Source organism: Bacillus sp. FSL K6-1284 (genome assembly GCF_038002625.1).
In the GTDB taxonomy this organism is placed as follows: domain Bacteria; phylum Bacillota; class Bacilli; order Bacillales; family Bacillaceae; genus Bacillus; species Bacillus paralicheniformis.
Window position 1 is genome coordinate 2,445,401 of sequence record NZ_JBBOCW010000001.1, and the last position, 13,003, is coordinate 2,458,403.

General features: G+C 45.9%; 15 protein-coding genes. 5 read left to right on the forward strand and 10 right to left on the reverse strand.

Features of this window, described 5'->3' with window-relative positions; all coding sequences use genetic code 11:
* Position 1: 1 nt before the first annotated feature.
* Positions 2–2,245 (reverse strand): DEAD/DEAH box helicase, encoded by a 2,244-nt coding sequence (locus MHB72_RS12560; protein WP_043054590.1) that lies wholly within the window; start codon positions 2,243–2,245, stop codon positions 2–4.
* 132 nt (positions 2,246–2,377) lie between these two features.
* Complete coding sequence (locus MHB72_RS12565; protein WP_020451914.1) at positions 2,378–2,884, reverse strand: PTS sugar transporter subunit IIA; 507 nt, start codon at positions 2,882–2,884, stop codon at positions 2,378–2,380.
* Positions 2,885–3,056: 172 nt separating this feature from the next.
* On the opposite strand from MHB72_RS12565, the gene MHB72_RS12570 reads away from it, so the two are divergent.
* Positions 3,057–3,476 (forward strand): hypothetical protein, encoded by a 420-nt coding sequence (locus MHB72_RS12570; RefSeq protein WP_020451915.1) that lies wholly within the window; start codon positions 3,057–3,059, stop codon positions 3,474–3,476.
* Between the two features lie 18 nt (positions 3,477–3,494).
* Here the strand turns inward: MHB72_RS12570 and MHB72_RS12575 are convergent, their stop codons facing one another.
* Complete coding sequence (locus MHB72_RS12575) at positions 3,495–3,941, reverse strand: YppG family protein (RefSeq protein WP_101561025.1); 447 nt, start codon at positions 3,939–3,941, stop codon at positions 3,495–3,497.
* Positions 3,942–4,119: 178 nt separating this feature from the next.
* Between MHB72_RS12575 and MHB72_RS12580 the strand changes: the two genes are divergently transcribed.
* Positions 4,120–4,320: a YppF family protein gene (locus MHB72_RS12580; protein ID WP_011198064.1), complete on the forward strand. Its 201-nt coding sequence runs from the start codon at positions 4,120–4,122 to the stop codon at positions 4,318–4,320.
* A 23-nt stretch (positions 4,321–4,343) separates the two neighbouring features.
* On the opposite strand, the gene MHB72_RS12585 is transcribed toward MHB72_RS12580, so the two are convergent.
* On the reverse strand, positions 4,344–4,715 hold the full coding sequence (locus MHB72_RS12585) for a YppE family protein (protein ID WP_026579400.1): 372 nt from the start codon (positions 4,713–4,715) through the stop codon (positions 4,344–4,346).
* A 57-nt stretch (positions 4,716–4,772) separates the two neighbouring features.
* A complete protein-coding gene (locus tag MHB72_RS12590) occupies positions 4,773–5,000 on the reverse strand; it encodes a YppD family protein (protein ID WP_023857416.1) in 228 nt (75 codons plus the stop codon).
* A gap of 198 nt (positions 5,001–5,198) precedes the next feature.
* On the opposite strand from MHB72_RS12590, the gene sspM reads away from it, so the two are divergent.
* Positions 5,199–5,303, forward strand: coding sequence for an acid-soluble spore protein SspM (gene sspM / locus MHB72_RS12595; protein ID WP_009328007.1), 105 nt, complete (start codon positions 5,199–5,201; stop codon positions 5,301–5,303).
* A gap of 31 nt (positions 5,304–5,334) precedes the next feature.
* Here sspM and MHB72_RS12600 read toward each other — a convergent pair whose 3' ends face one another.
* Positions 5,335–6,294, reverse strand: coding sequence for a DUF2515 domain-containing protein (locus tag MHB72_RS12600; protein ID WP_145930231.1), 960 nt, complete (start codon positions 6,292–6,294; stop codon positions 5,335–5,337).
* 52 nt (positions 6,295–6,346) lie between these two features.
* On the opposite strand from MHB72_RS12600, the gene recU reads away from it, so the two are divergent.
* Positions 6,347–6,943: a Holliday junction resolvase RecU gene (gene recU / locus MHB72_RS12605; RefSeq protein ID WP_003182896.1), complete on the forward strand. Its 597-nt coding sequence runs from the start codon at positions 6,347–6,349 to the stop codon at positions 6,941–6,943.
* Positions 6,944–7,000: 57 nt separating this feature from the next.
* Positions 7,001–9,670: a PBP1A family penicillin-binding protein gene (locus tag MHB72_RS12610; protein ID WP_216920195.1), complete on the forward strand. Its 2,670-nt coding sequence runs from the start codon at positions 7,001–7,003 to the stop codon at positions 9,668–9,670.
* A gap of 20 nt (positions 9,671–9,690) precedes the next feature.
* Here MHB72_RS12610 and MHB72_RS12615 read toward each other — a convergent pair whose 3' ends face one another.
* The 4 genes from MHB72_RS12615 to asnS form a co-directional block, all read right to left on the reverse strand.
* Positions 9,691–10,194, reverse strand: a complete 504-nt coding sequence (locus MHB72_RS12615; RefSeq protein WP_216920193.1) for a YpoC family protein — start codon at positions 10,192–10,194, stop codon at positions 9,691–9,693.
* Complete coding sequence (nth, locus tag MHB72_RS12620; protein WP_023857420.1) at positions 10,191–10,853, reverse strand: endonuclease III; 663 nt, start codon at positions 10,851–10,853, stop codon at positions 10,191–10,193. Before nth ends, MHB72_RS12615 begins: the two co-directional genes overlap by 4 nt.
* A 16-nt stretch (positions 10,854–10,869) precedes the next feature.
* Positions 10,870–11,568 carry a DnaD domain-containing protein gene (locus MHB72_RS12625; RefSeq protein WP_023857421.1) on the reverse strand — a complete coding sequence of 233 codons (699 nt, stop codon included), beginning with the start codon at positions 11,566–11,568 and terminating at the stop codon, positions 10,870–10,872.
* A gap of 74 nt (positions 11,569–11,642) precedes the next feature.
* On the reverse strand, positions 11,643–12,935 hold the full coding sequence (asnS, locus tag MHB72_RS12630; protein WP_026579395.1) for an asparagine--tRNA ligase: 1,293 nt from the start codon (positions 12,933–12,935) through the stop codon (positions 11,643–11,645).
* Positions 12,936–13,003: the final 68 nt, after the last annotated feature.

Sequence of the window (13,003 nt, forward strand, 5' to 3'; positions counted from 1 at the left end):
CTCAACCTTTCCAGCCTTTTAAAAGGCGCAGCGCATTGTTTTTTGTCTGATCGCCGCTGCCGCCCACTCCTATGCAGGAAGGGCATCCTGACTCACACGGACATCTTGAAATCAGCCGATGCGCTTCACTGATGATCTCAGGCATTTGTTCATACACTTTCTGAGACAGCCCCACTCCGCCGGGATAGCGATCATACAAAAAGATCGTCGGCTTTTCGTTATGAACGGCTTTAATTTGCGGAAAAACGTGCAGATCAGACGGATCGCACATCACTTTTAAGGCGGCGACATGTCCCAGTACGTTTGCAGTCCCAAGCAAAGCTTCTTCCAATTTGATGTCGTTCCAATTTTGCCGCTCCTCATCGTTCACCTGCACCCAAGCCGCATTGGTATGCAGTTCCTCTTCAGGCAGATGAATCGGGCCTGAGCCGATATTTTCATGCGTCTCAAATTTTATTTTCTTAAAAATCGTCGCTTTCGCCTGAACGGTCACATCCCCAAAACCGAACGCTGCGGTTTCTGTCTTTTTCTCCTTGTCAACTTCGAGAACTCTCAATAGGACGGCAAGATTGGCATCCGTATAGTAATCAACTTGAACCTCGCGGACAAACGCCTTTTTCTCCTCCCAGTCAAGCTTTTCCACCTGGTATTGGATGCCTTGATGCAAATAAATGGCTTCATCATGCAGAAGCGTCATGGCGCTGAACCTGTCCATTTCCCCGATCACTTTCGCCTTCTCGCGCTTTGACTGATCAATAATGACAACATTTTCCTGAGAAGCCGACCTCAAGCTGATGCCGTGCGCCGGAAAAGCGTCATTCATCCAGTGATACGTGTTCCCGGTTAAGTGGAGGACTCTTTCTTCTGCCAAGTAGTCAAGAATATCCTCGATTTCGGCACCGCCGAATGTGTCCGTTCTTTTGAAAGGCAGTTCAAAGGCTGCGCATTTAATATGATCGACAAGAATGACCAGGTTATCCGGATTAATGACGGCAGTCTCGGGATTTTGTTTAAAGAAATAGTCCGGATTCTGTACAATGTACTGATCGAGCGGGGCGGAACTTGCCACCATGACAATCAGCGCTTCGTTGTGCCTTCTTCCAGCACGGCCGGCCTGCTGCCAGGCGCTCGAGATCGTTCCCGGATATCCGGTCATGATGCATGTCTGCAGCTGTCCGATATCAACGCCCAGCTCAAGCGCATTCGTGCTGACAACGCCTTTAATGTCCCCGCTGCGAAGGCCTTTTTCAATGACGCGCCGCTCGTTCGGCAGATAGCCGCCCCTGTACCCCTGAATCGAATGAGGGCCGACAATCGGTTTCATCACTTCCTGCAAGTATGTCAATATAATTTCAACCCGGACTCTGCTTCTTGCAAACACAATCGTTTGAATGCCGTTTTTCAGAAATTCGGATGCGAGCTTTCTCACTTCAAGGGTCGCGCTTTTCCTGATGTTAAGCGAACGGTTGACCATCGGCGGGTTGTAAAATAAAAAGTGCTTTCTACCCGACGGGGCGCCGTTGTTTGAAATCAGATGCATCGGCTGCCCTGTGAGCGTCTCAGCGAGCTCCAATGGATTGGCGATCGTCGCGGATGTACAGATAAACTGCGGCTTGCTTCCGTAAAATTCAGCGATCCGCATCAGCCGTCTGATGACATTGGCTACATGGCTGCCAAAGACTCCCCTGTATACGTGAAGCTCATCGATGACGATATATTTCAGATTTTCAAACAATGACACCCATTTTGTATGGTGGGGCAAGATCGCCGAATGCAGCATATCCGGGTTTGTAATGACGATATGTCCTGCTTTTCTGACTTTCTGCCTGATCGAAGGCGACGTATCTCCGTCATATGTATAACAGTTGATCGACGCACCGATTTCATCGATTAATTCGTTCAGTTCGCTTTTTTGGTCCTGTGACAATGCCTTTGTCGGAAAAAGATATAAGCTGCGCGCATCCTGGTCTTCTGTGATCCGCTGAATGACGGGCAGATTGTAGCAAAGCGTCTTCCCGGATGCCGTCGGCGTCACAAGCGTCACGTTTTTGCCGGCGGCGCTGTGCAGAAACGCGTCAGCCTGATGGGAATACAGCTTTTCTATCCCTCTCTGCTGTAAAGCATGCACGATTCTTTTATCTAAACCTTCAGGAAAATCGCGGTAATCCGCTTCTTTTTCCTCAATTGTATGCCAATGAACAATTTGCTTGCTGAAAGCTTGGTCTTCTTTCAGAAGCTGAATCATATCTGTCAAATTTCGTTTTTGAAACAACTCTGTCACCTCTCCCTTCTATTTTAGCGAATGTCCGTTCGTTCTGAAAGAGGTGATTTCCTGAGAAAATGAAAAAGCAGAGAATCGCTCTCTGCTTTTTTGCTGTTACTTAACTTTAAGCTCCATGAGCTTTGTCTCGCTTTTTTTCGCCTTTGCCTCTTCATGTTTTGTGACGCGCTCCAACACATCGCCGTTCATAATGACGATCGGCGTAATGGTGCTGCTCGCTTTTTCCTTGATCAGTTCCAAATCGCACGTTATCAAAGGATCGCCGACTTTTACTTTGTCTCCTTCTTTGACATGGGCTGTGAAACCTTCGCCTTCCATCGCTACGGTTTCCAGACCGATATGAATCAAGAGTTCCACGCCGGACAGTGAACGGATGCCGATGGCATGTTTTGTGTGGAACAGCTGGATCACTTCCCCGTCGACAGGTGAGACGATCTCGCCTGCGGAAGGCTCGACAGCCATTCCGTCACCCATCATCTTTTGGGAGAAAACGGGATCAGGGACTTTTGAAAGTTCCAAAACTTGTCCGTCTACCGGTGAAAAAACGGTTTCTTCTTTCATTTCATTTTGTTTCTGACCAATACCGAATAATTTTTTCAACAATACAGTTGGGCTCCTTTCAAAACGCCTCTTTATGATGGCTATTAAAAGAGGAACAGGTTAAATAAATCTTTGGATTCCCCACTATTTAACCACACTTTCAAATTCCCATCAATGAATAACCATACCAAGAGCCCCTGCATAAGCTGAAAATAAAAAACCGGGGTGATGAAGAATGGATTTCAAGGAAAACGACAATCACTCGCTCAGCAAGAAAGACGAAATTCAAGAAGCGGTTGAACAGTTATTTTACAATTCACCTTTCCACGATATTTTAAATTCATTCCAAAAACTGATATCAGACCAGCTTCAGAATTCCACCATTTCCATGAACATCAGAGAGGAGAATGAGGCGCTTCACGTCGACATTGCCGTTCCTGAATCGTTTCAAAACGGAGATATCATGATTGAAGCGAAATCAAGATATCTTCATGTCGCCTTGAAGGAGAAAAAAGAAAGCGGCGGTTCTTCATCGTTTACAAGCCTGTCCAGAACCGTTTTGCTCCCATATCCCGTCCGCGAAGAAACAATGAAGACGTCGTGGAACCGAAATATCCTCACGGTCTCATTTCCGGAGCAAAAAAAGCATGAATGACCTTCATCCATGCTTTTTTTATTTAAAGAATCCCATAAACCCTTTGGCCAGCGCTCCGACCTGGTTGACCGTGCTCACCATCTGGCCAGCGGTGTCCATCATTTTGCTGAAATCAAACTGCCCGTTCTTTTTTTTGAATTGCGACAGAAAGCTTTGAAACTGAGATGGCTGGTGGAGATTCGGCCGCGGCGAGGGATATGGATGCTGATAAGGAAATGCCTGAAACGGCGGAAGCGGCGGCTGTATTTGTTGCTGAACAGGCTGATGATAGACTGAAAACGGGTCCACATTCTGCTCGATCGGCTGCTGATAGGCCTGCGGCCGCTGAGCTGGATGAGCGTACGGGACGGTTTCCTGGCTGTAGTACGGCTGAACGGGATGATAGGCATGATGGTTTTGCTGATCGGCTTGAACATATGCACCGGGGCCGGAATAAGGATATACGGCGGTTCTCCTCTCTTCCATCTTTCCTCTCCTCCTAAAGCCCTTTTTTATATGTGTATGATATAAAGGCATTTCCTGTTCCAAAGGTTCTGTCACAAGTTTGTCAAAAAGTGTCGAAAATTTTAATATTTGAAAAACAGAAAAAAGTCGAATTGTTATGGTACGATATTATTAATATAAAGGAGAGGGGATGCACCATATGAACGTATCATACTTAAGAAATTGTTTTGCCGAGATGAAACAGTATGAGACAGACTGCATGAACAAACTGATGGATTTTGCCAAGTTTTTGTATATCCAGGGACATCTGACATTAAACGAATTTCGCACAAGTATGAAAGTTCTTGAAGCGAATGGCGCACAGCACCCTGCTTATGATATGAATACGGACGCCAGCTAAACAAACAAAAAGAAGACCGGGTTCTAATCCCGGTCTTCTTTTAATATATCGTCTTCTACGTTTTTCAGCGTATAGAGGACGGACTCCGTCAGATCTTTAAAGCGTTTTTTATGGATTTTGCAGAAATAGGACTGCATGAAAATTTCATTTGCATTTTCCTCAACCGAGCTGAGCTGCTCTTCATAAATGTATTTTGGCCGATTCGCCTTGATATAAGGCAGGCTTTCCGCCAGCCAGCTTTTCACTGTTTGTTCGAATCTCTCGACAGAAGGTTTGACAACCTCGAAAAAATCGTATTCCGTCCCTTCCTCTTTTCCCTTACTGTATCGTTCTTCCGCTTCTTTTACGAGGCGGATTAATTCCCGTGTCTGTACAAGAAGAGATTGTGTATCCAATTTTTTCACCTCGGGTTTATCGTACCAAAGGAAGACGACCGTTACAACGAATCCGGCTTATGCCGTCTCTCCTCTTGGCTCCACTCCCATTAACGTGCTGTTTAAACAAGCTGAGAGCTCTGCCAGTTCTTTTTCAATCAGATCGAGCCGTTCGTTCCAGCTAGCCCGCTTTTCATGCTCCGCCCGGCGTACGGCTTCTGTCAAAGCTTTCTCAGCAGACGACATGTGTGATTCCGTTTCCAAAAGCATTTGAAGGACCGAGTCTTTGCTTGCAAATCCGTTCATTTGCTTCCCTCCTTTTTGATCGCCTTCTATGCATTCTTCCCTATGCGCCCCCTCTCCTCCGCAGCTGACAAAACTAGAAGCAAACCGCCAAAGAAACTCATTTTCCAGCCAAACGCCCGCTTTCGACAAGTGATCTTGCGAAAAATGGTATGATCAGCGCTTTTTTGCAAAATCTAAAAAGGTAAGGAGGTGCCCGCTGTGGAAAACAACAAAAAGAAATCACCTGCGAAAACAAAACCTGATGCTAAACAAACAGACACACTGGATAAGAAATTAGGCGGACCTAACCGCCCGTCCACTTAAAAAGCAAGGAGAACCCTTGCTTTTTTCTGTTTTACCTCTTATTCAGCCAATGCTCCAGTGAAAACAATGCCTGCAGCTGCCTTCTTTTTTGAAAATACCAATCGGTGATTTCGATCGTTTTCGGCAGTTTTTCATCTTTGAACATTGCCTCTCTCTTTCCTCCGCGAAACCAATCGGATTTTAATCCGTCTAATGAATGGGCAACAACGGGATAACACGTTCTCAAAAATGGCGAGGTTCTGATTTTAACCCCTGCCCAGCGTTCCATATCAAAGCGCGACCCGGTATGCGGAACACATGATGTAAAGTGAAAAAAACCGGGGAAAAGCTCAGGCGAAAACAGCAGCTCGCTTAATTGCTTGCCGAGCTTGATCCTTTCCTTTAAACTAGTGAAGCGTTTGACAGACACGCCGTAAAAAACGCCTTCTACCGTCGGAAAAATGACTGTGTTGAAGTGAAACCATTCACATAGCTGAAAAGGAATCGTCTGAAAAACATTCTTTTTAAACAAAGGATTTTGTATAATAGGAGTTTGGATAGTGTTTTGTTCATTTATAATGAGAGCGTACATGAGCCGCTTTTGATCGCGCTCATGCCAGAACCGCTCCCACTCCGTTTTCATAAATGAAGACACACCAAATGAGGGGAGCAAATGAAACAGCGGCTGGCCAAGCTGCTTGGACCAATGGTATAACAGGAGCTGCGGATAGGCGTCCGAAAAAATCAGCCAGTTCGCTCTTTCATACGTTAAAAACAGCCAGTTCTGCTGAAAAGCCGTAAGTCCGAGCTCGAATAAACGCCCTTTTAAATCGGTCATCGACCAGCCGGCATTCCTGGAAACAAATGAAGCCAAAAGCGACCACTTGATTTCAGGATGGCGGTCAAAGTAGCGTTTGTAGGCATTTGTCCGTGAGATATTGTCCTTGTTCAGTTTTGCGGTCAGCTCTTGAATGCGGCTCGTCAGCTCCGCCGCGGAAAAAGTGTTGTGCAAGATCAGCCACTTCCGTTAGTATCCAGATTTTTGTAAAAGGAGGATGAAGAAAGTGATTCGTTACCCGAACGGCAAATCGTATCAGCCGAAAACAGCTGCCTCATCCTTGCAAAAGAAGCCGTCGTATTCCAATCGCGGCATGACCCTCGAAGATGACCTGAATGAAACGAATATGTATTATCAATCTCATTCGATTGCGGTCATCCATAAAAAACCGACTCCTGTACAGATTGTTCAGGTCGATTATCCGAAGCGAAGCGCTGCGGTGATCAAGGAAGCATATTTCAAGCAGTCGTCAACTACTGATTATAATGGGGTTTATAAAGGCCGCTACATCGATTTTGAAGCGAAAGAAACGAAGAGCCGGACCTCTTTCCCGCTTCAGAATTTCCACGATCATCAGATCGAGCATATGAAGCAGGTTGTGGCGCAAGACGGCATTTGTTTTGTTATCATATCCGCTTTTGAAGAAATTTATTTTTTGGAAGCAGAAAAATTATTTTATTTCTGGGAGCGGAAAAAGCAAAACGGCAGAAAATCGATCCGAAAAGACGAGCTTCAGGAAGCCGCTCACCCTATTTCACTTGGATACTCGCCAAGAATTGATTATATTAAGATTATTGATCAGTTGTATTTTTCGCCATCATAAATTATGATTTTAAAGTCATGTGAGCGGAAAGGTTTAACTACGAAAGGTTGAGATGTTATGTCAGATCAATTTAACAGCCGCCAGGAACGGCGAAAAGCCCAGCAGGGCAATAGCAGGTCTAATACTCATTCTAAACCCAAGAAAAAGAAAAAAGCAGGATTGTTTAAGAAAATTCTTTTATCCATTTTAATCATTGGTGTTATCGGCTTGATTGCCGGGGGCGTCACTTTTGCGGTGATGGTAGCGGACTCGCCGTCCCTTGATGACGCAAAACTGAAAACACCGTACTCTTCCACCGTCTATGACAAAAACGGAAAAGAAATCGCCGAAATTGGTTCAGAAAAGCGGACGTACGTGTCGATTAAAGACATCCCTGATTCCGTCAAAAACGCATTTCTTGCAACGGAAGACGCGCGTTTCTATGACCACCACGGCGTCGACCCGATCCGGATCGGAGGAGCGCTTCTGGCAAACTTCGAAGGCGGATTCGGTTCTGAAGGCGGAAGTACGATCACACAGCAGGTCGTCAAAAACTCCCTTCTGTCACATGAAAAAACGCTGAAACGGAAAGTCCAGGAAGTCTGGCTGTCGTTCCAGCTCGAAAGAAAATATTCAAAAGACGAAATTCTGGAAATGTATTTAAACCGGATTTACTTCTCGCCGCAAGCCTATGGTGTCGGAAAAGCGGCTGAACAGTTCTACGGGGTGACAGATCTAAACGACTTAACGGTCGAGCAGGCCGCAACGCTTGCCGGCATGCCGCAAAGCCCGAATAACTACAACCCGATTAAACATCCGGAAAAAGCCGAGAAACGGCGCAATGTCGTGCTGAGTCTGATGAATAAACACGGCTTTATCTCTGACGCAGAGTACAACAAAGCGAAAAAAGTAGCCGTCACAAAAGGCCTTGTCTCTCCGAAGGAGTACGCAAAAACAACGTCCAACAAATACAGCGCGTTTGTCGAGCAGGCCGTCGCCGAAGTAAAAGAAAAAGCGAACGTCACTCCGGGAACGGACGGACTGAAGATTTACACGACGATTGATACAGACGCCCAGGATTATGTGGATGAGCTGATGGACGGCGATTCGATCCAGTATACCGAAAAAATGCAGGCCGGCCTCACCTTGCTTGATACAAAAACCGGAGAAATCCGCGCGATCGGCGGCGGGCGAAATCGAAATACGGGCGACTGGAATTATGCAGTTGATGAAAAACGCCAACCGGGTTCAACAATCAAACCGATCCTTGACTACGGACCTGTTATTGAGAACAAAAAATGGTCGACATATGAACAGATTAAAGATGAGCCGTACAAATATTCAACTGGCCAGGAAATTCATAACTATGACCGGAATTACAAACGCTGGATGTCAATGAGAGAGGCACTCGCCGATTCAAGAAACATCCCTGCTTTAAAAGCGTTTCAGGCTGCCGGTAAAGATAACGTGTTAAATTTTGCAAAAGGCCTTGGCCTTTCGATTGATAAGGATGAGTTACACGAATCCTATGCGATCGGTGGGTTCGGAAACGGTGTATCGACACTGCAAATGGCCGGAGCGTACAGCGCATTCGGCAACAACGGCTACTACAATGAGCCGCACACCGTCACAGCGGTGGAATTCAATGACGGCACAAAACTTGACTTGACGCCTGAATCAAAGGCTGCCATGAGCGACTACACGGCATTCATGATGACGGATATGCTACAAACAGCCGTCCAGACGGGAACAGGTAGAGCCGCACAAGTTCCTAATGTTACTGTAGCTGGTAAAACAGGTACAACCAACTTTGAAGAAGCCGATATCAAAAAATATGGCATAAATCCTAATGGAGCAAGAGATTCTTGGTTTGTCGGCTATACACCGCAATACACAGCTGCCGTCTGGACCGGAAAATCTGGCCATAATTCGCTGAGCGCGAACGAACAGCAAGTCGCCAAACTTCTGTTCAAAAAACTGATTGCCAAGGTGGACAACGGCAGCGGCTCATTTGAAAAGCCTGACAGCGTCGTTGAAGCGACAGTTCTAAAAGGCTCGAACCCGCCGGTGCTCGCCAGCAGCAACACGCCTAGCGATAAAAAAGTCACTGAGTACTTTGTAAAAGGCACACAGCCGACGACTGTTTCGAAAAAATATGAGGAAAAAGAAGATGCCGACAAGCCGACAGGTTTGAGCGCAGAATATGATGAAGCATCAAAGAGCATCAAGCTTTCATGGTCATATTCCAGAGACGGTGATGTATCCTTTAAAGTCAAACAATCTGTTGACGGAGGCGGATACAGCGAAATTCAAAGCAGCAGTGCGAAAGAAGCCGTCATACCGAATGCAAAAGAAGGATCCGTCTACAAATTCCAAGTCACGGCCGTTACTGAAGATGGCGAAAGCGACCCTGCTTCTGTGACGCTTAAAGTCAACGCGGCTGAAGATGATGAGTCAAAAGCGGACGATGAAAAGAAAGACGAGGATGACGAGAAGAAGCAGGATGCTGATGATGATCAGGACAAAGACAAACAAAATAACGGCAACTCTAATCAGCCGGATGATCAAAATTCAGGCAATCCAGATCAAAACAATCAAAATCCGGGAAATACAGACGGCAGAAAAGATGATGACGCCGATGATCAAAACAAAGATCAGAATAAAGACAAAAACAAAAACCCGGATCAAGACAGCAACACAGATGATCAACAAACAAATTCCAATGGTCAATCAACCGGCACCCATTAATCTAAAAAGCCACTCACAGTTTAGTGAGTGGCTTTTTTATGATTGATGGCAACATATTTATAAAATTGCTTTTTCATTTCCGTAAACAATTCGTCAAGCTGAATAAAACAATGATACTGCGTTGGTTTCTGGAGGATAAACTCGAGGCGTTCCGTCCAGTTCATCGGCTTGGCTCCAAAATCCTTACGGGTGATGGCCTCCCAGTTGAGACTTGTGACAGGCTCCCCCATCGTCCAGTGGAGGCTTGCGATCAAGCAGCACACCCCGTTCAGCATATCATCCTGGCTGCACCTTGACTTTCTCGTTTTAAAGACGGGCAGAAGCTTTTCTTTTGTACGCTCCCAAGCCGCAAACAGAAGCGGAACCCATTCTTCCGCATGCTCCCACGGCTTGTCCTCTTCTATGTCCAGAAAAAAATCGCAGCAGAGCGGATTTTCCAAAAGAACGTCAAGCTTTTCGCCGGATTCCGGTCTTCTCTTACGCAGCGTTTTTTCGTATTCGTCCAACAGAGAAACGCTTGTCACGGCAGCTTCACCAGCCCTTTTTTATATCGTTTTTGCCCTTCCCTGCACAGAGAAAACAACGGGCATTCTTCACATTTCGGCCTTTGCGCCTTGCAGTGATAGCGTCCGAAAAAGATCAGGCGGTGATGAGTAACGGACCACTCTGATTCAGGCACTTTTTTCATCAGCGTCTTTTCGACTTCCGTGACCGAATCCTTCCATCTGCAAATGCCGAGCCTTTTTGAGACCCTTTCCACGTGGGTGTCGACGGCAATGGCGGGAACACCGAATGCAACCGAAACGACGACATTGGCGGTTTTTCTCCCGACGCCCGGAAGTTTCACCAGCTCATCCCGGTCTTTCGGCACTTCACCGCCGTATTCTTCCAGCAGCATTTTGCAGAGCTTTTGAATATTTTTTGCTTTATTCCGGTATAAGCCGATCGATTTGATGTCCTGCTGCAGCTCTTCAAGCGGAACAGCAAGATAATCTTCAGGCTTTTTATATTTTTTGAAAAGCGTTTTCGTCACTTTATTGACAAGCGCATCTGTGCATTGGGCCGATAAAGCGACGGCGATGACAAGTTCAAACGGATTGTCATGGACTAATTCGCATTCAGCATCCGGAAACATTTCACCGATTGTTTCTAAACAAAACTCGATCTGTTTTTTTGTCAGCATGTCTTCACCTTTCACTTTATTGTTCAAGCCAATTGTAAAAAGGAACCTGTCTTGTATACTCCTTTTGCTCACTCTGCCGCGGTGCGGTCTTCCGCCTGAATCTTTGGCTGTAGTTTGCGGCTTGTTCGACTGTTGAAATGCCGTTTTTCTTCCACTCAAACAAAATCCGGTCAATGTAGCGGAAATTGAGTTTTCCTGATATGACGGCTTCTTTGAGAGCTTGTTTGATCAGCTGTGCATCGTGATGATCCTGGTCAAGCCAGATGCTGAGCGTCTCGCATTCAAGCGGAGACAGCGGCCGCGCAAATTCCTCTTCAAAGATCGTATAAAGGCTCTTCTCTTCGCCTTCATTCTGTTCAGCGAGTTTCTTCTGCTCGTCCATTTCAAGATGCTCAAACAGCTTGCCCCAGAGAGGTTCGAGCGAATACTTTTCAAACTTAATGCCGTTCTGGTCTTCGCATTCTTCTATATAGATGAAGCCTTTTTGAATGAACATTCTCAGCATGTTCATACATTGTTCGGTTTCAATCGACATCGTCTTGCTTAATTCCTCCGGCGTCGGAAAAAATGAACCTCTTTCAACATGCATTTTAATGTTTAAGAGCAGCATGAATTCTGTCTCATTTAAGCCAAGCTCCCGATAGTTCAAAAAAAGCAGATTCGGAATGGTGACAGATCCCATCTCCTGCATCTTAATAAAGTGCTGTTTTTTCATTCGATACACCTCTTACCTTCCAGTATATCATGGATGACTGTGAAAAAGTCTCCTGCAATCAGGAGACTTTTTTCTTAAGGATATAAGCGATTTAATAGTCTTGGGAACGGAATCGTTTCGCGGACGTGCGGAGAACCGCAGATCCAGGCAACCGTCCGTTCGAGTCCGAGTCCGAATCCTGAATGCGGAACTGAGCCGTATTTTCTCAGCTCTGCATACCATTGATAAGCATCCGATTCTAAACCATGCTCTTTCAGGCGCGCTTCGAGAAGCTCAAGATCATGGATCCGTTCAGATCCGCCGATAATCTCACCGTAGCCTTCAGGCGCAATCAAGTCAGCGCACAGTACGACATCGTCCCTGTCAGGTGCAGGCTGCATATAAAACGGCTTTAATGATGTCGGATAGTGTGTAATAAATACCGGCTTGTCATAGCTTTCGGCAATCGCCGTTTCGTGAGGAGCGCCGAAGTCATCGCCCCATTCAATATCGTCAAAGCCTTTCTCTTTTAAGAACTGAATCGCTTCATCATACGTGATTCTTGGAAAAGGCGCTTTGATAAGCTCCAGTTTGGAAGTGTCTCTGCCGAGCGTATTCAGTTCAATTTTGCAGTTTTCAAGTACGCTTTGAATGATGAAAGAGACATAGTTCTCTTGAACTTCAAGGTTTTCATTGAATTCGACAAACGCCATTTCCGGTTCGATCATCCAGAATTCAATCAGATGGCGCTTCGTTTTTGATTTCTCAGCTCTGAAAGTCGGCCCGAATGAAAAGACTTTTCCTAAAGCCATTGCAGCAGCTTCCATGTAAAGCTGGCCGCTTTGCGAAAGGTAGGCATCTTCGTCAAAATACTTTGTCGCAAAAAGCTCTGTCGTTCCTTCAGGTGCGCTTCCCGTCAAAATCGGAGGATCGACTTTAACAAAGCCTTCCTTATTGAAAAATTCGTATGTAGCGCGAATGATTTCATTGCGGATTTTCATCGTTGCGTGCTGCCGTTTTGAACGGAGCCACAAATGTCTGTGATCCATCAAAAATTCTGTTCCGTGTTCTTTTGGCGTAATCGGATAATCTGTCGCTTCATGGATGACTTCAAGCGATGTGACTGCAAGCTCGTAGCCGAGTGGCGAACGCTCGTCTTTTTTGACGACGCCTTTTACATATAAAGATGTTTCCTGTGTGACAGATTTAGCGGCTTGAAATGTTTCTTCGTCCACTTCCGCTTTGACGACGACTCCTTGGATAAAGCCTGTCCCGTCTCTAAGCTGCAAAAACGCAATTTTGCCGCTTGAGCGTTTGTTGGCGATCCAAGCGCCGATTGTTACTTCTTCACCAACATGCTTGTACACTTGGTTTATTGTTGTTTTCACTATCGTTTCCCTCCAAAACACGAAAGAATTCGGTCAAGCCCTCATTCTTTCTGACGTCCATAACGTAT